This window comes from Paraburkholderia sp. RAU6.4a (genome assembly GCF_050435625.1).
Taxonomy (GTDB): Bacteria; Pseudomonadota; Gammaproteobacteria; order Burkholderiales; family Burkholderiaceae; genus Paraburkholderia; species Paraburkholderia tuberum.
Map to the genome: position 1 here is coordinate 1638286 of NZ_JBNDKQ010000003.1, position 18269 is coordinate 1656554.

Annotated in this window: 11 protein-coding genes, 2 rRNA genes and 1 pseudogene; 12 read left to right on the forward strand and 2 right to left on the reverse strand. The window is 60.5% G+C overall.

The annotated features are described in order from the left end of the window. Window positions 1-90: 90 nt before the first annotated feature. The 3 genes from OKW40_RS32185 to OKW40_RS32195 all read left to right on the forward strand — a co-directional run bounded on the left by OKW40_RS32185 (window position 91) and on the right by OKW40_RS32195 (window position 4559). Window positions 91-2972 (forward strand): 23S ribosomal RNA (locus OKW40_RS32185). A gap of 228 nt (window positions 2973-3200) precedes the next feature. Then, a 5S ribosomal RNA gene (gene rrf / locus OKW40_RS32190) occupies window positions 3201-3314 on the forward strand. Window positions 3315-3515: 201 nt separating this feature from the next. Beyond that, window positions 3516-4559, forward strand: coding sequence for a transporter (locus OKW40_RS32195; protein ID WP_429493286.1), 1044 nt, complete (start codon window positions 3516-3518; stop codon window positions 4557-4559). Window positions 4560-4692: 133 nt separating this feature from the next. Here OKW40_RS32195 and hmpA read toward each other — a convergent pair whose 3' ends face one another. Further along, window positions 4693-5874 carry an NO-inducible flavohemoprotein gene (gene hmpA, locus OKW40_RS32200; protein WP_429493287.1) on the reverse strand — a complete coding sequence of 394 codons (1182 nt, stop codon included), beginning with the start codon at window positions 5872-5874 and terminating at the stop codon, window positions 4693-4695. A 138-nt stretch (window positions 5875-6012) separates the two neighbouring features. Here hmpA and norR point away from each other — a divergent pair, with 138 nt between their 5' ends. From norR to OKW40_RS32240, 8 genes and pseudogenes are all read left to right on the forward strand, one after another. Continuing rightward, the gene (gene norR / locus OKW40_RS32205) at window positions 6013-7608 is read left to right on the forward strand and encodes a nitric oxide reductase transcriptional regulator NorR (protein WP_429493288.1); all 1596 of its coding nucleotides are present in this window, start codon (window positions 6013-6015) and stop codon (window positions 7606-7608) included. 218 nt (window positions 7609-7826) lie between these two features. Next, a complete protein-coding gene (locus OKW40_RS32210; protein ID WP_429493289.1) occupies window positions 7827-8669 on the forward strand; it encodes an FAS1-like dehydratase domain-containing protein in 843 nt (280 codons plus the stop codon). 18 nt (window positions 8670-8687) lie between these two features. Then, window positions 8688-9851 carry an acyl-CoA dehydrogenase family protein gene (locus OKW40_RS32215; RefSeq protein ID WP_429493290.1) on the forward strand — a complete coding sequence of 388 codons (1164 nt, stop codon included), beginning with the start codon at window positions 8688-8690 and terminating at the stop codon, window positions 9849-9851. Window positions 9852-9867: 16 nt separating this feature from the next. After that, window positions 9868-11046 carry a CaiB/BaiF CoA transferase family protein gene (locus OKW40_RS32220; RefSeq protein WP_429333016.1) on the forward strand — a complete coding sequence of 393 codons (1179 nt, stop codon included), beginning with the start codon at window positions 9868-9870 and terminating at the stop codon, window positions 11044-11046. A gap of 15 nt (window positions 11047-11061) precedes the next feature. Then, window positions 11062-12451, forward strand: a pseudogene (locus OKW40_RS32225) (MmgE/PrpD family protein). After that, complete coding sequence (locus OKW40_RS32230) at window positions 12448-13266, forward strand: HpcH/HpaI aldolase/citrate lyase family protein (RefSeq protein WP_429493291.1); 819 nt, start codon at window positions 12448-12450, stop codon at window positions 13264-13266. Before OKW40_RS32225 ends, OKW40_RS32230 begins: the two are co-directional and overlap by 4 nt. A 171-nt stretch (window positions 13267-13437) precedes the next feature. After that, complete coding sequence (locus OKW40_RS32235; RefSeq protein WP_429493292.1) at window positions 13438-15057, forward strand: glycoside hydrolase family 43 protein; 1620 nt, start codon at window positions 13438-13440, stop codon at window positions 15055-15057. 48 nt (window positions 15058-15105) lie between these two features. Beyond that, window positions 15106-16404, forward strand: coding sequence for an MFS transporter (locus OKW40_RS32240; RefSeq protein WP_429493293.1), 1299 nt, complete (start codon window positions 15106-15108; stop codon window positions 16402-16404). Window positions 16405-16441: 37 nt separating this feature from the next. Here OKW40_RS32240 and OKW40_RS32245 read toward each other — a convergent pair whose 3' ends face one another. Continuing rightward, a complete protein-coding gene (locus OKW40_RS32245; RefSeq protein WP_429352603.1) occupies window positions 16442-16612 on the reverse strand; it encodes a hypothetical protein in 171 nt (56 codons plus the stop codon). A 214-nt stretch (window positions 16613-16826) separates the two neighbouring features. Between OKW40_RS32245 and OKW40_RS32250 the strand changes: the two genes are divergently transcribed. Continuing rightward, complete coding sequence (locus OKW40_RS32250) at window positions 16827-18209, forward strand: MFS transporter (RefSeq protein ID WP_429403780.1); 1383 nt, start codon at window positions 16827-16829, stop codon at window positions 18207-18209. The last annotated feature ends 60 nt before the right edge of the window (window positions 18210-18269 follow it).

The window sequence follows — 18269 nt, forward strand, 5'->3', positions numbered from 1 at the left end:
TAGCGAGTGCGTCTATCCCCTCCGGGGATGGGACCCACGTTAAGCGCTAAAGCGCTAACGTGGGTCGACACAGAGACACACCCGTTATAGGGTCAAGCGAACAAGTGCATGTGGTGGATGCCTTGGCGATCACAGGCGATGAAGGACGCGGTAGCCTGCGAAAAGCTCCGGGGAGCTGGCAAACGAGCATTGATCCGGAGATGTCCGAATGGGGAAACCCACTCCTAATGGAGTATCCGTAGCTGAATCCATAGGCTGCGTGAGGCGAACGCGGTGAACTGAAACATCTAAGTAACCGCAGGAAAAGAAATCAACCGAGATTCCCAGAGTAGTGGCGAGCGAAATGGGATCAGCCGGTACACGTTATCTGTATTGTTAGTCGAACGCTCTGGAAAGTGCGGCCATAGCAGGTGATAGCCCTGTAGACGAAAACAGCATGGAAGAACTGGGTGTACGAGAAGTAGGGCGGGACACGTGAAATCCTGTCTGAAGATGGGGGGACCATCCTCCAAGGCTAAATACTCGTGATCGACCGATAGTGAACCAGTACCGTGAGGGAAAGGCGAAAAGAACCCCGGGAGGGGAGTGAAACAGATCCTGAAACCGCATGCATACAAACAGTCGGAGCCTCTGCGAAGGGGTGACGGCGTACCTTTTGTATAATGGGTCAGCGACTTACATTCAGTGGCGAGCTTAACCGATTAGGGCAGGCGTAGCGAAAGCGAGTCCGAACAGGGCGTCCAGTCGCTGGGTGTAGACCCGAAACCAGGTGATCTATCCATGGCCAGGTTGAAGGCACGGTAACACGTGCTGGAGGACCGAACCCACTAACGTTGAAAAGTTAGGGGATGAGCTGTGGATAGGGGTGAAAGGCTAAACAAACCTGGAAATAGCTGGTTCTCTCCGAAAACTATTTAGGTAGTGCCTCGTGTCTCACCTTCGGGGGTAGAGCACTGTCATGGTTGTGGGGTCCATTGCGGATTACTACGCCATAGCAAACTCCGAATACCGAAGAGTGCAATCACGGGAGACAGACATCGGGTGCTAACGTCCGGTGTCAAGAGGGAAACAACCCAGACCGCCAGCTAAGGTCCCCAAATATGGCTAAGTGGGAAACGAAGTGGGAAGGCTAAAACAGTCAGGAGGTTGGCTTAGAAGCAGCCACCCTTTAAAGAAAGCGTAATAGCTCACTGATCGAGTCGTCCTGCGCGGAAGATGTAACGGGGCTAAGCCATATACCGAAGCTGCGGATGCACAGTAATGTGCATGGTAGGAGAGCGTTCCGTAAGCCTGCGAAGGTGCACTGGAAAGTGTGCTGGAGGTATCGGAAGTGCGAATGCTGACATGAGTAGCGATAAAGGGGGTGAAAGGCCCCCTCGCCGTAAGCCCAAGGTTTCCTACGCAACGTTCATCGGCGTAGGGTGAGTCGGCCCCTAAGGCGAGGCAGAAATGCGTAGCTGATGGGAAGCAGATTAATATTTCTGCACCATTGTGAAATGCGATGGGGGGACGGATCGCGGAAGGTTGTCCGGGTGTTGGAAGTCCCGGTCCTTGCATTGGAGAAGGCGCTTTGGCAAATCCGGGCGCAGAATTCAAGGGTGCGAGGCGAGCCACTTCGGTGGCGAAGCAACTGGAAGGGGTTCCAGGAAAAGCCTCTAAGCTTCAGTTTCACAGTGACCGTACCGCAAACCGACACAGGTGGGCGAGATGAGTATTCTAAGGCGCTTGAGAGAACTCGGGAGAAGGAACTCGGCAAATTGGTACCGTAACTTCGGGATAAGGTACGCCCTCATAGCCTGACTGGCCTGCGCCAGAAGGGTGAAAGGGTTGCAATAAACTGGTGGCTGCGACTGTTTAATAAAAACACAGCACTCTGCAAACACGAAAGTGGACGTATAGGGTGTGACGCCTGCCCGGTGCCGGAAGATTAAATGATGGGGTGCAAGCTCCTGATTGAAGTCCCGGTAAACGGCGGCCGTAACTATAACGGTCCTAAGGTAGCGAAATTCCTTGTCGGGTAAGTTCCGACCTGCACGAATGGCGTAACGATGGCCACACTGTCTCCTCCCGAGACTCAGCGAAGTTGAAGTGTTTGTGATGATGCAATCTCCCCGCGGCTAGACGGAAAGACCCCATGAACCTTTACTGCAGCTTTGCATTGGACTTTGAACCGGTCTGTGTAGGATAGGTGGGAGGCTATGAAGTTGGGACGCCAGTCTCAATGGAGCCGTCCTTGAAATACCACCCTGATCTGTTTGAGGTTCTAACCTTGGCCCGTGATCCGGGTCGGGAACAGTGCATGGTAGGCAGTTTGACTGGGGCGGTCTCCTCCCAAAGTGTAACGGAGGAGTACGAAGGTACGCTAGGTACGGTCGGAAATCGTGCTGATAGTGCAATGGCATAAGCGTGCTTGACTGTGAGACTGACAAGTCGAACAGGTGCGAAAGCAGGTCATAGTGATCCGGTGGTTCTGTATGGAAGGGCCATCGCTCAACGGATAAAAGGTACTCTGGGGATAACAGGCTGATACCGCCCAAGAGTTCATATCGACGGCGGTGTTTGGCACCTCGATGTCGGCTCATCTCATCCTGGGGCTGTAGCCGGTCCCAAGGGTATGGCTGTTCGCCATTTAAAGAGGTACGTGAGCTGGGTTTAAAACGTCGTGAGACAGTTTGGTCCCTATCTGCCGTGGGCGCTGGATATTTGAAGGGGGCTGCTCCTAGTACGAGAGGACCGGAGTGGACGAACCTCTGGTGTACCGGTTGTCACGCCAGTGGCATCGCCGGGTAGCTATGTTCGGAAGAGATAACCGCTGAAAGCATCTAAGCGGGAAACTCGCCTTAAGATGAGATATCCCCGGGGCTTCGAGCCCCTTGAAGGGTCGTTCAAGACCAGGACGTTGATAGGTCAGGTGTGCACGTACAGTAATGTACTGAGCTAACTGATACTAATTGCCCGTAAGGCTTGATCCTATAACAGGTGTGTCTCGACCCGCGGTAGTGCTTCAGCACTTACGTGGGTCCGATCCCCGAAGGGGATTGGTGTGAACTCCCGCGGGAGCTCACAGAAACGCACGGTTGGGATTCAGTGTTGTGCCAGAAACAACACAACCCCCCCACACCCGAATCCTTTACGCTTCTTCCCGATTGGCTGTGGCGCAACCGGTTGACTCCAGCCCTGCGACGCAGCAACCCGTCATGCCTGATGACCATAGCGAGTCGGCCCCACCCCTTCCCATCCCGAACAGGACCGTGAAACGACTCCACGCCGATGATAGTGCGGATTGCCCGTGTGAAAGTAGGTAATCGTCAGGCTCCCCCCCAGTCAGAAACCCCACCCGCCGCGGTGGGGTTTCTGCGTTTACGCGGCCGTCATCGGCAGAGATGACGTTTCGGAGACAATCCAGCCGCCACAATTCGACAATACGACGCCGGAAAGTGCGCGCGTCAACTCTCTTTCAATTGTTCGCGCTATGCTCACGTATTCCTTTCGGAAGCGCTGGCATCGAACGACCTATGAAATCAGATCTGGCAATGCAAACCTACGGCGCGGATTCGTCGGGTATGGTCTGCGGTTTCCGGTTTTCGCCGACGCTCGCCGGGCGGCCGATCGACGCGGACGAAGTCAACGACTGGTACCGCGAGCGCGAGGACGATGCCGGCATTAGCGCGACGGACGCTGGCGAGTTTCTATGGCTTCACTTCAATCTCGCGCATAGCGCGAGCGAGCGCTGGATGCGCACGCAACTCGATCTGCCCGAAACCTTTTTCGACGCCTTGCGCGAAGGCTCGCATTCGACGCGGATCGAGCATGCGGACGGCGCACTGCGCGCGGTCGTCAACGACGTCATGTTCAACCTCGAATTCATCCCGTCAGAAATCGCGACGCTGTGGATCTACGCACATAAGCGGCTCATCGTGACGGCGCGGCTGAAGCCGCTGCGCTCGGTCGACCGTTTGCGCGCGTCGGTGCGCGAAGGTGAAATATTCAGGTCACCTGCCGAACTGCTAGTTCATCTGATGCGCGACCAGGCCGACCTGCTCGTGCAGATCGTCCGCCGAACCAGTGCCGACGTCGATCGAATCGAGGATCGCTTTCTGTCGCAACGGCCGACGCAAAACCGCCTGGACCTCGGCGCGATGCGTCGCACGCTGACACGCCTGCAACGCATGCTGGCACCCGAACCGGGCGCGATTTTCCGCTTGCTGGCGAGGCCGCCTCGCTGGCTTCATGCGGAAGACGTGCAAGATCTGCGTGAATCGACGGAGGAGTTCTCGGTCGTGATTTCGGACGTAGCGGGATTGATCGAGCGGGTCAGATTGTTGCAGGAAGAAATCACCTCGCGCCTCGAGGAGCAGAACAACCGGACGCTATTTACGCTGACGCTAGTCACGGTGCTGGTGATGCCGATCAATATCGTCGCCGGTTTCTTCGGCATGAACGTCGGCGGCATTCCGCTCGCCGAGAACAAGCATGGCTTCTGGCTGATGGTGGTGCTGGTCGCCGGCTTTACCGGGCTGACGGGCTGGTGGGCGTTTCGCCGCAGGAGGGAGCGCTAGAAGGCGCGGCAGATTTGGCCCGCTTTTTACGAGGCCAAACCCGCCGGCGTGATCGAAGCCCGAACATGCCCGTCTTCGAATACGCTTCGCAGCGGTTCAAAGAGGGCAAGTACTCGTCGATTACTCGAGTGCGTTATTCGAGCGCGGCAGCCGGCCCAAAGAACTCATAACGGCTCTGCGATTCCGGCACGCCGATCGCCTTCAGCCCTTTCTTGATCGCCTTCATGAACGCGACGGGCCCGAGGAAATACACCTCGACATCGCGCGTTTCCGGCAACCACTTCTTCAGATTCGCTTCGTCGACGTAACCGAGCGCGTGCGCTTCGGCATCGCCATCACGGCGCTCCTCGTAGCAATAGAAGCGCTTCAGTTGCGGATGGCGTGCGGCCAATGCATCGATTGCGCCGCGGAATGCATGCACGCCACCATGACGGGCCGCGTGAATGAAATGCACCGTACGATTGGTCTTCAGCGCGGCCTCCAGCATCGCCATCGTCGGCGTAATGCCAACACCGCCGCTGATCAGCACCAACGGCTTGTCGCCAGGTTGCAGCGTAAATTCGCCGGACGGCGCGAACAGATCGAGCGAGTCGTTTTCCTTGATCTGCTCGTGCAGATACTTCGACACGGTGCCATTCGGTTCACGCTTCACGCTGATGCGATATTCGCGGCCATCGCTCATTGCGGACAGCGAATAGTTGCGACGCACTTCTTCGCCGTCGATCACCAGACGCACGCCAATGTACTGACCCGGCTGAAACGCGAGCAATTCGCCGCCGTCATCGGGACGCAGATAGAACGACGTGATCTCGTCGCTTTCACGCACTTTGCGCGCGACGCGGAACCACCGCGTGCTGCGCCAGCCGCCGGGCGCTGCTGCGCTTTCGGCGTAGATCTTCTCTTCGAGGCCGATCAGCAGATCGGCGAGTTGTTGATACGCGGCGGCCCACGCTTCGATCACGGCGTCGGTTGCGACGTCCGCGCCGAGTACTTCGCGAATCGCGCGCAGCAGACACTTGCCGACGATCGGATAGTGCTCAGGCTGCACGTTCAGCGACACGTGCTTGTTGATGATCTGCGCGACGAGCGCGCCCAACTGCTCGAGCTGATCGATATGGCGCGCATACATCAGCACGCCGTTGGCCAACGCGCGCGGTTGCGCGCCGCTTGCCTGATTGGCTTGATTGAACATCGGGCGCACTTCCGGATGCTCGCTGAGCATCAGATTGTAGAAGTGCGTGGTGAGCGCCTCGCCGCCGCTTTCCAGGAGCGGCACGGTTGCTTTGATGATGGCGCGGTGTTCGGCGGATAGCATGTTTTTAAGTCCTGGTGAGAGTCTGGGTGAGCGTCTGTCTATCAGCGAATGTCACAGCCGGTTTCGGCAGACTGCCTCTGCTACCCACGATTCGTGCCAGGTATAAAATGCATTTAGATCAACGATCTGGCAATTAAGATGGTTCATTCGACCCTAGTCGAAAAGACTCAATCCGCAGTCGATCTGACTACAGGGGCGGTCCTCGATGTTCTTACCCCGCTGATTCTCGACCTGTCGCGAGAGCTGTCCGAGCGCGAGCGTTATCGGCGGCTGCTTAGCGCGCTGCGCTCGCTATTTCCGGGCGACGCGGCCGCTCTGCTACGCCTCGAAGGCGATACGCTGGTGCCGCTCGCCATCGACGGCTTGAGCAGCGATACGCTCGGGCGGCGTTTTCGCGTCGCCGAGCATCCGCGCTTTCAGGAGCTGCTGGCCCAGCCGGGGCCGACGCGCTTCGCCGCCGACTCCGATCTGCCCGATCCCTACGATGGCCTCGTGCAAGGCATGGCGCCCGGGCAGCTCGAAGTGCACGACTGTCTGGGGTGCCCGCTGTTCATCCGCGGCGAGCCTTGGGGCTTGCTCACGCTCGACGCACTCGACCCGGCGCGCTTCGACACACTCGACATGGCCTCGCTGCAGGCGTTTCTCGGCCTCGCGGCCGCGACCGTGAGCGTCGTCGAACGCATCGACGCGTTGGCGCGCAATGGCGAGGAGGCGCAGCGCCGCGCGGAAGCGTATCGGCTGGCGAGCAGCGAGAGCCGGCGCGAGCTGATCGGCAGCAGCGATGCGCATCGCCGCATGATCAAGGAGATCGAGGTGGTGGCCGCCAGCGATCTGACCGTGCTCGTCACCGGCGAGACCGGCGTCGGCAAGGAACTTGTCGCCAATGCGATCCACGCGCTGTCGCCGCGCGCGAACAAGCCGCTGATCAGCCTGAACTGCGCGGCGTTGCCCGATACGCTCGTCGAGAGCGAACTGTTCGGGCACGTGCGCGGCGCGTTTTCGGGAGCCTCGGCGGATCGACGCGGCAAGTTCGAACTCGCGGACGGCGGCACCATTTTCCTCGACGAAGTCGGTGAGTTGCCCCTCGCGGTGCAGGCAAAGCTGTTGCGCGTGCTGCAGAACGGCCAGTTGCAGCGCATCGGCTCGGACCACGAACACAGAGTCGACGTGCGGCTCATCGCCGCAACCAATCGCGACCTCGCAGAAGAAGTGCGCGCGGGCCGCTTTCGCGCCGACCTCTATCATCGCCTCAGCGTGTATCCGCTGCGCGTGCCGCCGTTGCGCGAGCGTGGCCGCGACGTGCTACTGCTGGCGGGCTTCTTCCTCGAAGACAATCGCTCCCGGCTCGGTTTGCTGAGCCTGCGTCTTGCGGCTGACGCACAGGCCGCATTGCTGCACTACTCATGGCCCGGCAATGTGCGCGAACTGGAGCATCTGATCGGACGTAGTGCGCTGAAAGCGTTGGCGGCCAATCGTGAGCGCCGTCGTATTCTGACGTTGACGGCCGCGGACTTCGCGTTGTCGGACGCACGAGATCATGAAGCCAATCAAATCGCCACGCAGAGCGAGGAAAGCGAGACGAAAGACTTTCGCAGCGCGGTCACCGAGTTCGAACGTAATCTCGTTCTCGAAGCGCTGATCCGCAACAGGCAGAACTGGGCGGCGGTCGCGCGCGAGCTGGGGCTGGACCGGGCGAATCTGAATCGGCTGGCTAAACGGCTCGGGCTCAAATGAGCGAACAGGCGCAGGGGTGCCGTCGCGGCCCGGCACTAAGGTCAAGCCACATCGAATCGCCGATCGCGCTGACAACAGATCGTCAGCGCCGCTCGCTGGGCTCAACGTCTTAACGAAAAACAAAGGCCCGCTTCGGAAAATCGAACTTCGCGGAACGCAGCGCGTCGGTCATAGTGGGCCCTAACGAGGACCATCACACTGAATCTGGAGACTCCGTCATGTCCGCTGCCCCAGAGAAACTCGACGATTGGCTCAACAAGCAGGCGGTGGCCGAAGACGACATCACCGCGTTTCCATTGAAGGCGCTTGCCGCCACGCTCGATCGCGAGGAAAGCGGTAACACCGTGCCGCCGTTGTGGCACTGGCTGTACTTTCTGCCGATCACGCCGCTCTCCGAAGTCGGACCCGACGGACATCCGAAGCGTGGCGGTTTTCTGCCGCCCGTGCCACTGCCGCGCCGCATGTGGGCTGGCGGCCGGCTCACGTTTCATGCGCCGCTGAAGATCGGCGAGCATGCGCGGCGCACGTCGACGATCGCCAATATCGAGGACAAGACCGGCCGCTCGGGCCGCCTCGTGTTCGTCACCGTGCAACATACGATCGAAGTCGATGGCGAGTTGAAGCTCGAAGAGGAGCACGACATCGTCTATCGCGACGCGCCGCAGGAGGGAGCGCGGCCGCAACAGCCGGCGCCCGCGCCCGAAGACGAAACATGGCGCCGCACGATCGACGCCGATGCCGTGATGCTGTTGCGCTACTCGGCGCTGACTTTCAACGGCCATCGCATTCACTACGACCATCCTTATGTCACGCAGGTCGAAGGCTATCCGGGCCTCGTCGTGCATGGCCCGCTGATCGCGACGCTGCTGGTCGATCTCGTGCGCCGAGAACTGCCGCAAGCGACGCTGCAAAGCTTCGCGTTTCGCGCGCTTCGCCCCACGTTCGCGGACCAGCCGTTCACGGTATGCGGCAAGCCCGCCGCCGACGGCAAGACCATCGACCTGTGGGCGAAGGACTACGAAGGTTATCTGACCATGCGCGCGACCGCCGCGCTCGCCTGAATTCCGCGAGACCCGACTATGCAAACCACGCAACACGATTCGTTCCAGGACATTCGCGAGGCCGTGCGCGATCTGTGTCAGCAGTTTTCCGGCGAGTACTTTCGCAAGATCGACGAGGCGCGCGGCTATCCGGAAGAGTTCGTCGACGCGCTGACGAAGGCCGGCTGGCTCGCCGCGCTGATTCCGCAGGACTTCGGCGGCTCGGGGCTCGGGCTCACGGAAGCGTCGGTGATCATGGAAGAGATCAATCGCGCGGGCGGCAACTCGGGCGCGTGCCACGGGCAGATGTACAACATGGGCACGCTGCTGCGGCACGGTTCGGAAGAACAGAAGCGCAAGTATCTGCCGAAGATCGCGAACAGCGACCTGCGTTTGCAATCGATGGGCGTGACCGAGCCGACCACCGGCACCGATACGACGAAGATCAAGACGACCGCAGAGCGGCGCGGTGACCGTTACGTGATCAACGGTCAGAAGGTGTGGATCTCGCGCGTGCAACACTCGGACCTGATGATTCTGCTCGCACGCACCACTTCGCTCGCGGACGTGAAGAGGAAATCAGAGGGCATGTCGATCTTCATCGTCGATCTGCGCGAGGCGATCGGTCATGGCCTGACCGTGCAGCCGATTCTGAACATGGTCAATCACGAGACCAACGAGCTCTTTTTCGACAACCTCGAAATTCCGGCCGAGAATCTGATCGGCGAGGAAGGGCAAGGCTTCAAATACATTCTCGATGGCCTGAACGCGGAGCGCACGCTGATCGCCGCGGAATGCATCGGCGACGGTTACTGGTTTGTCGATAAAGTCACCGAATACGCGAAGGAGCGCGTCGTGTTCGGCCGGCCGATCGGACAGAACCAGGGCGTGCAGTTTCCGATCGCGCGCTCGTTCATCAACGTCGAGGCAGCGAGCCTGATGCGCTTCGAAGCGGCACGTCGTTTCGACGCACGTCAACCGTGCGGTGCGCAGGCGAATATGGCGAAGCTGCTCGCGGCGGATGCGTCGTGGGAAGCGGCCAATGCGTGCCTGCAATTTCACGGCGGCTTCGGCTTCGCGTGCGAGTACGACGTCGAGCGCAAGTTTCGTGAAACGCGTCTGTATCAAGTCGCGCCGATATCGACCAATCTGATTCTCTCGTACGTGGCCGAGCATATCCTCGGGCTGCCGCGTTCGTTTTGACCCGCTGGCGGACATCATGAGACCACTCGACGGTATCAAGGTCATCACGCTCGAACACGCGATTGCCGCGCCGTTCTGCACGCGTCAACTGGCGGATCTCGGGGCGCGCGTGATCAAGATCGAACGGCCCGGCGTCGGCGATTTCGCGCGCGGCTATGACGAACGTGTGCATGGGCTGTCGTCGCACTTCGTGTGGACCAATCGCTCGAAGGAGAGTCTTTCGCTCGACCTGAAGCAGCCCGCGGCGGCCGGGATTCTCGATGCGTTGGTTGCCGATGCCGACGTGCTCGTTCAGAACCTCGCGCCAGGCGCGGCCGAACGGCTTGGCCTCGGCTATGACACATTGAGCCACAAGTATCCGAAGTTGATCGTCTGCGATATTTCCGGCTACGGCGCGGACGGTCCGTATCGCGACAAGAAGGCGTACGACCTGCTGATTCAAAGCGAGTCCGGCTTCCTGTCGATCACCGGTTCGCCCGGCGCGCCAGCGAAAGCGGGCTGTTCGATCGCCGATATCGCGGCGGGCATGTACGCGTATTCGAACATCCTGAGCGCGCTGTTGCAGCGTGGGCGCACAGGGCGCGGTTGCCGCATCGATGTATCGATGCTCGAGAGCATGGTCGAGTGGATGGGTTATCCGCTCTACTACGCGATCGACGGTCAGTCGCAGCCCGCGCTTGCGGGCGCCGCGCATGCAACGATCTATCCTTATGGCCCGTTTCCCGCTGGCGACGGCAAGACGGTCATGCTTGGCCTGCAGAACGAACGCGAATGGAAGCTGTTCTGCGAGCGCGTGCTCGAACAGCCTGAACTGGCAACCGACGAACGCTTTGCATCGAACTCGAAACGCACTGCGGCGCGCGACGCCCTGCGCGAGGTGATCGTCGCGGCGTTCGCGAAGCAGAGCGCGGCGCACGTGATCGATCGACTCGATGAGGCAGGCATCGCGAACGCGCAGATGAATACGCTCGCCGACGTGTGGGCGCATCCGCAACTGAAGGCGCGCGAGCGCTGGCAGGAAGTCGGCACGGCAACGGGGACGATACCCGCATTGCGGCCGCCCGGTCTGCCTTCCGACCTCGAGCCGCGAATGGACCCTGTGCCCACGCTTGGTCAACATACGGAAGCAATTCTGCGTGAGCTTGGCTACGACAATGGGCGTATCGACGCGCTGCGCGCGGCGGGCACGATCTGATTCGGTAACGACCCCATGAACGACCATCCCAGTCTCACGCTTGCCACTTTCTCCGCGCAACTCGACTTCGACCGCATCCCGCACGAGGTCGTCGAGCGTACCGTCAACCTGTACGTCGATTGGCTCGGCTCGGCGCTGGCCGGCAAGGGTGCGCGCCCGGTCGAGACGATCGCGCGGTTCGCACGCGCGGCAGCCGGGGCGACGAACGAGGGCCTCTGCGAGGTGCTGATCGACCGCGGTCGAACCACGCCGTATTTCGCCGCGATGATCAACGGCGCGGCATCGCATTTCGCCGAACAGGACGATGTGCACAATGGCTCGGTGTTTCATCCGGCGACCGTGGTGTTTCCGGTTGCGCTCGCGTTGGCACAGGCAAAGCGAGCGTCGGGGCGCGACTTCATCGCGGCGGCGGTGGCGGGATACGAGGTCGGCATTCGCATCGGCGAATTTCTCGGGCGCTCGCACTACAAGGTGTTTCACACCACGGGCACGGTCGGCACGGTCGCGGCCGCGGCAACGGCAGGACGCTTGCTGGGTTTGTTGCCGTCCCAAATGCTCGATGCGTTCGGCTCGGCGGGCACGCAGGCGAGCGGCCTATGGGAATTTCTGCGCGACGCCGCCGACTCGAAGCAACTGCACACCGCGATGGCCGCCGCGAACGGCCTGATGGCCGCGCAACTCGCCGCCGACGGCTTCAAGGGCGCGACGCACATTCTCGAAGGCACCCAGGGCATGGCCGCCGGCATGTCGAGCGACGCCGATCCGGCGCGCCTCGTCGATCGGCTTGGCAGCCGCTGGGCGACCGCGGAGACGTCGTTCAAGTATCACGCGGCGTGCCGCCATACGCATCCGGCCGCCGATGCGCTGCTCGCCGTCGTGCAGACGCATCGTTTCGCGCCGCGCGACATCGCGAAGGTCGTCGCGCACGTGCATCAAGGCGCGATCGATGTGCTCGGTCCCGTGGTCGCGCCGCGCAGCGTACATCAGGCGAAGTTCAACATGGGCACAGTGCTCGGGCTGGTCGCGCATCACGGCTATGCCGGCGTGACCGAATTCGAGCAGGGTTTCGACGCGAGCGAGATCGCCGCGTTTCGCGACAAGGTCACAATGGCGCTCGACGCTGAAGTCGACGCCGCCTATCCCGCACGCTGGATCGGCAAGGTCACGGTGACGACGGCCGACGGCGCGCGTGTTCGATGGGCGTGTCGATGAGCCGAAGGGCGATCCAGGCAATACCTTGTCGCGCGACGAGATTGCGACGAAGCTGCATCGGCTGGCGGCGTTTTCGGGTGCGGCTAGCGAAGAGGAGGCGGCGCAACTGCTTCGCCGCGCATGGCATATTGCCGAAGAGAAGCAGATTGGCTCGGTATTCGATGCAACTTCGCGCACGATGGTGGCGGCATGAGCGCGTTGCCCCGGTCGTATCTGTTCGTGCCTGGGAATCGGCCTGAGCGGTTTGACAAGGCCTATGCGGCCGGCGCGGATGCGGTGATTCTCGATCTGGAAGACGCGGTGCAGCCGGATCAGAAGGTGCCGGCGCGTGCGGCGGTTGTGGCCGCGGTGTCGGCTAACGCATCGCGGGCCGCCTGGGTGCGTATCAATGGCTCGGATACGCCATGGTTTCCAGATGACGTTGCGGCGCTCGTTGGGCAGACCGGCGTCGCCGGAATCGTGCTGCCGAAGGCTGAGACGCGCGAACAGATCGGCGCGGTGCTGGCCAACGCGCATCCGGCGTTGAGCGTGCTGCCGATTGTCGAGACCGCGCGCGGGTTCGCGAATCTTGCGGAGTTATGCAGCGCGCCGCGCGTGCTGCGTATCGTCTTCGGTACGCTGGATTTTCAGATCGATCTCGGCATCGATGGGGATGGCGAGGAGTTGCATCTGTTTCGCTCGCAGATCGTGCTTGCGTCGAGGCTGGCTGGCATTGGTGCGCCGGTGGATGGCGTGTCGACGACCATTACCGATGCTGACGCGGTGCAAGCTGATGCGCGGCGCGGCCGGCGGTTCGGTTTCGGCGGCAAGCTTTGCATTCATCCGAAGCAGATCGAGCCGGTGCATCGCGCGTATGCATGGAGTGACGCCGACGTGGAGTGGGCGCAACGGGTGCTTGCGGCTGTCGAGGCGAGCCATGGCGCCGCGGTTGCCGTGGATGGGAGGATGGTCGATATGCCGGTGATTCTGCGGGCGCGGAGGGTTGTGGGCGATTCCGAAAGCTTCTGACAATGCGGTTTTCCGTCGCCCCTACCCCCCATCGTCGCACTTGAATAGTTAGCAGGTCACATGCTAGATTAAATTGTTATCGGTAACACATTTCGACGGAAAGTTTCGCTGTCCCAACGTTGTCGATAAAGAAGATTTGTTCCTCTCAGCACGTCAAAAAATACCCTCCCGATGAGTACTATTCAAAATCCAGTTCTGCGCGGCTTCAATCCGGATCCTTGCGTGTGCCGTGGCAAAGATGCGTGGTATATCGCGGTTTCAACGTTTGAATGGTATCCGGGCGTTCTCATTTACGAATCAAAAGATTTCGTCAACTGGGAACTCAAGGCCACGCCTCTTGACAGACTATCGCAATTGAACCTGATCGGAGAGCAGCCGTCCGCAGGCATATGGGCGCCAGCCCTCTCCTATCACGACGGTCTTTATTGGCTCGTCTATACCGACACCAAGGCATGGAAAGGCGAGCAGAAGATCTCCCCGCTTCGTGACATGCACAACTACCTCGTCACCGCCCCGGACATCACCGGACCCTGGTCGGAGCCCGTGCATCTCGTGTCCGGTGGATACGATCCATCCCTGTTCCACGACGAATCTGGCAAAAAGTGGCTCGCCTATATCCGGCGCGATTTCAGAGGTATCTACGAAGACCTGTTCGTCGGAATCGTTCTGCGGGAATACTCGGTGCAGGAGGAAAAGCTGATCGGCGACGAGCACGTCATCTATAAAGGCGCCAACCTCAAGACCGATTACTTCATGAAATGTCAGATCTACGAGGCTCCGCATTTGCTGAAGAAGGGAGACTGGTACTACCTGATCACAGCGGAGGGGGGCACAGGCTATACACATGCAACGTGTGTATCCAGGTCCCGCGACATTTTCGGTCCATACGAGCTTCATCCTGATACGCCGATGCTCACGTCGCGCGACGCGAATGGACGGATTCAGCGGACCGGCCACGGCAACCTGGTCGAGGGTCCCAACGGCCAGTGGTACATGACGTATCTCGGATCGAGACCGATCGATGCGCACACGAAGCGCTCGCCGCTAGGCCGTGAAACCTGTGTCGCACCTATCGAATGGCATGCCGACTGGCCCCGCCTCGCCAGTGGCGGAGTGGTTCCCGCCGAATCTTTCGCGATCGGCTCGGATATCGAGCAAAGGCTCGACAGCAGTTGGACGATCGATTTCGGACAACATGCCGCGCTGCCCCTGGAACTGCAGAGTCTGCGCATCCCCATCGGCGACGACTGGTGCAATCTTCACGAACGTCCGGGCTATCTGCGGATAAGGGGGCAAGAGTCGCCGACTTCGCGGTTCCATCAAAGCTTGTTGGCCTGTCGCATCCGTGACTGGCAGTTCGAAGTCGAAAGCGCGCTGGAATTTTCACCCAAGTCATATCTGCACATGGCTGGGCTCATGGCGCGTTACGACGAGAACACCTTCTACTATCTGTTCGTCACGCGCGACGACGACGGCACAAAAATCCTGTCCTACATGGAAATGGATGCCGGCAGCTTCGCCTACAGCAATCGACTGGCGACGCTGCCCGAGGCCACCGGGATCGACCTGCGGATTCGCGTCGTGGACGCGAAACTGCGCTTCTTCTATCGCTTGACGCACGGTGACTGGAATGACCTTGAACTGGCAAAGGATTTCACGAAACTCAGCGATGAATATGCAACCCCCATCGGCTTCACGGGGGCATTCGCGGGTATCACCGTCAACGACATGCTTGGCTTTCGCGAGCCTGCCGATTTCAAGTGGTTCTCGTACCGCCAACTGATCGGCTAAAGCTCGGATTTCGTGTCATCGCTGTCATTTAATAATAAGGAAGATCTCATGCGCTTTCGTTGGAGACATCGCTACCTCGTGCTGCTTATTTTGTTCGCAATCTATCTGCTCTGTTACATGGACAGAATGATCATGGCAGCGGCTATTCCATTCATTGCGTCCGAGTTTCATCTGTCCACGATGGAAATGGGTGGAATCCTGAGCGCGTTCTTCTTTAGCTACGCGCTATGTCAGATCCCGGCTGGCCTGCTTGCAGACAGATTCGGTCCGCGGCTGATGACGACGATCGGCATCACCTGGTGGACGATTTTCACCGCGCTTACCGGACTGTGCAATTCGCTCGGCTTGATGCTGGTGGTGCGGGTCGCGTTCGGCATCGGCGAAGCGCTCTTTCCTCCCGCCGCGTTCAAGGCACTGTCGGCGTGGTTCCCAAAGCGCGAAGTGGGACGGGCAACCGGGCTGATGATGACCACTAATGCGCTGGGACCCGCATTGGCGCCGCTGTTCGTGGCGGCCGTGATGGCCGCGTGGGGATGGCGCGCGATTTTCACGAGTCTGTTCATACCCGGTGTCGCGATGGCCGTATTCGGCTGGATCTATATCAGAAACTGCCCGAAAGACAGCAAGCACGTTTCGAAGATCGAATTGGAGGAAATCGGTACCAGCGAAAAGTTTTTGTCTGCCTCTGCCGGCAAAGCGGATTTTGCTGGTTTGGTGAAAACGCCGCTGGTCTGGTGGTGCTTCGTCACCTTGTTCGTTTTCAGCATCGCCTCGTGGGGCATCATGAGCTGGTTCCCGACGTATCTGCTGAAAGCGCGCGGCCTTTCGACGGCCAGAATGGGCATTATGGCGTCGGTGCCATTTCTCGTCGGCACGATTGCCTATTGCATCACGGGCTTTCTTTCCGACAAGTTCTTCCGCAATCGTCGCGAATTGCTTGTCGTCCTCGGCTGCGTCGTGGCCGCCATCTTTGCCTATCTGACGGCCCATGCGGAGACCGTGGAAACGGCGGTGTTCTTTCAGACGATCGGCTACTTCTTCTCAACCATGGCCGGCTGTTCGCTGTACACCATCCCGAACGTCGCGCTGCCGAACAAGGTCGTCGGGTCGGCAATCGGTTTTGTCAATGCGGCGGGTCAGCTGGCAGGATTTCTTTCCCCGCTGATCGTCGGTTACATCCTGACCAGGACGAATGACGACTTCAATGTCGTATTCCACCTCTTCGTCGGCTGCTTCTTGTTGGCTTCGGTTTCCGCCTGGTTCATCAATACGAGGACGGACCTCAGCGACTCTGTCACGCGGAGCGCCGGCGCAGAAGTGCCCGTGCAGAACCGGACAGCGGGATAAACGGCGCGACGGGGCTTGAGCCGGCGATAATTCCGGCTCAGTCACCGGCTTTGGGCAACGACTCGATCAGTTCATGGATGCGCATCCTGAACTCGAAATCGAGTTCATCGCGCGCGACCATTTCGACGATCTCGTTCTCGAGGGCTTTGACCTCGCGCTGCGGTTCGGCGCTGCCGCCTTTCGGGTATGCAAATCGCTTTTTTGCCATTCCCTTAATCAAACCGGAACACTCACCTCCAAAAAGCCCAATTCCCAGCCCACGTCACCTGTCGCACTCTTGAAGCCAACGGCCCTGCACGATCCGACAACGGCCGTTCAGCGCTCTGCCCCGAGCCGCCGCATCGAACGAAGGCGGTCGCGCAGAACTGTTCCGCGCTCGCGCCTCTCGCCCGCGCGCAGCCTAAAAAGACAGGAGACACAATTTGCCAGCCCTCATCAACTCCGGCGCACGCCTCGACCGCCTGCCGATCACCCGCTTCCACTGGAACATCCTCGGCCTGATCGGCGCGGGTGCTTTCCTCGACGCCTTCGACATCTATCTCGCCAACGGCGTGCTCGCGGCGATGGTCAAAACCGGCTTCACCGATCTCCGCCTCGGCTCGTTCTTCATCTCCGCGACCTTCATGGGCATGATGATCGGCGCGGGGCTGGCAGGCTATCTCGGCGACCGCTTCGGTCGACGCTATTCGTATCAGGCCAATCTCGCGATCTTCGGCATCGCATCGCTCGCCGCCTGCTTCGCGCCGAACATCTACTGGCTGATCCTGCTGCGCTTCGTCATGGGCATTGGCCTTGGCGCCGAACTCGTGGTCGCGGCCGGCACGCTGTGTGAGTTCGTGCCACCCGCCACACGCGGCCGCTGGACCGCGCTGCTCGCGCTGATCGTCAACTCCGGTCTGCTCGGCGCGACCGCAGTCGGCTATTGGGTAATTCCACATCTCGGCTGGCGCTACATGTTCGCGATCGCGGGGGTTGGCGCGATGGTCGTGTGGTTCCTGCGGCATCGGATGCCGGAGTCGCCGCGCTGGCTCGAAACGGTCGGCCGGCTCGAAGAGGCGGAGGCCACCGTCTCGGCAATCGAGCGACAGGTCGAGGCGCGTGTCGGCAAGCTGCCGCCGGTTTCGCGCGTGGTCAGTCACGAGGTGCCGGCCGCGCCGTTCTCGGCGCTGTTCGCGCGCGGCATGATCGGCCGCACGCTGGTCGCCGCGCTGACCTGCATGGCGATCAACATGTCGCTGTACGGTTTCGTCGCGTGGCTGCCGACGTTCTTCGTCAAGGAAGGCCTGACCATCGTGCAGTCGCTCGGCTTCGTGCTGCTGATGTCGTTCGGTGCGCCGGCCGGCGCTGTCGTCGCTTATCTCGTGACGGACCGCCTGGGGCGACGCAACGGCATCGTGCTGTTCTCGCTTGCAACGATCGTGCTCGGCTTCGTCTACGTGCAGATGCGCGCGCCAGTGCCGATCGCGGTCGTCGGTTTCGCGCTCGTCACGACGATCTACACGGTCTGCACGCTCGGCCTGTTCGGCTATATCCCCGAGCTGTTTCCGACCGCGCATCGCTTGCGCGGCACCGGCGTGGCCGGCACGTGCGGCCGCGCGGCGTCGATGTCGACACCCTACGTCGCGCTGCTGCTCTACACGGAGTTCGGCGTGACGGGTGTGCTGACGATGGTCGGTGGCGTGCTGTTGTTGCTGAGTATCGCGATTCTCGCGCTGCGCATCGAAACGAGTCAGCAGACGCTCGAAGAGATTTCGCCCGATGCCGAGCTGATACCGCAAGCGGAGATGATGCGAGAGTCGGCTTAAGCCGTGCCCGCATCAAGGTGATCTGTCGATTCGGATCTTTCCCCGGCTAAATTTTCACTT

What these genes read in the sequence shown, in the direction of transcription:
- hmpA (WP_429493287.1), bottom strand. Translation starts at nt 5,874, where the DNA reads ATGCTATCCGCCGAACACCGCGCCATCATCAAAGCAACCGTGCCGCTC.
- norR (WP_429493288.1), top strand. Translation starts at nt 6,013, where the DNA reads ATGGTTCATTCGACCCTAGTCGAAAAGACTCAATCCGCAGTCGATCTG.
- OKW40_RS32240 (WP_429493293.1), top strand. Translation starts at nt 15,106, where the DNA reads ATGCGCTTTCGTTGGAGACATCGCTACCTCGTGCTGCTTATTTTGTTC.
- OKW40_RS32215 (WP_429493290.1), top strand. Translation starts at nt 8,688, where the DNA reads ATGCAAACCACGCAACACGATTCGTTCCAGGACATTCGCGAGGCCGTG.
- OKW40_RS32195 (WP_429493286.1), top strand. Translation starts at nt 3,516, where the DNA reads ATGAAATCAGATCTGGCAATGCAAACCTACGGCGCGGATTCGTCGGGT.
- OKW40_RS32245 (WP_429352603.1), bottom strand. Translation starts at nt 16,612, where the DNA reads ATGGCAAAAAAGCGATTTGCATACCCGAAAGGCGGCAGCGCCGAACCG.
- OKW40_RS32235 (WP_429493292.1), top strand. Translation starts at nt 13,438, where the DNA reads ATGAGTACTATTCAAAATCCAGTTCTGCGCGGCTTCAATCCGGATCCT.
- OKW40_RS32230 (WP_429493291.1), top strand. Translation starts at nt 12,448, where the DNA reads ATGAGCGCGTTGCCCCGGTCGTATCTGTTCGTGCCTGGGAATCGGCCT.
- OKW40_RS32220 (WP_429333016.1), top strand. Translation starts at nt 9,868, where the DNA reads ATGAGACCACTCGACGGTATCAAGGTCATCACGCTCGAACACGCGATT.
- OKW40_RS32210 (WP_429493289.1), top strand. Translation starts at nt 7,827, where the DNA reads ATGTCCGCTGCCCCAGAGAAACTCGACGATTGGCTCAACAAGCAGGCG.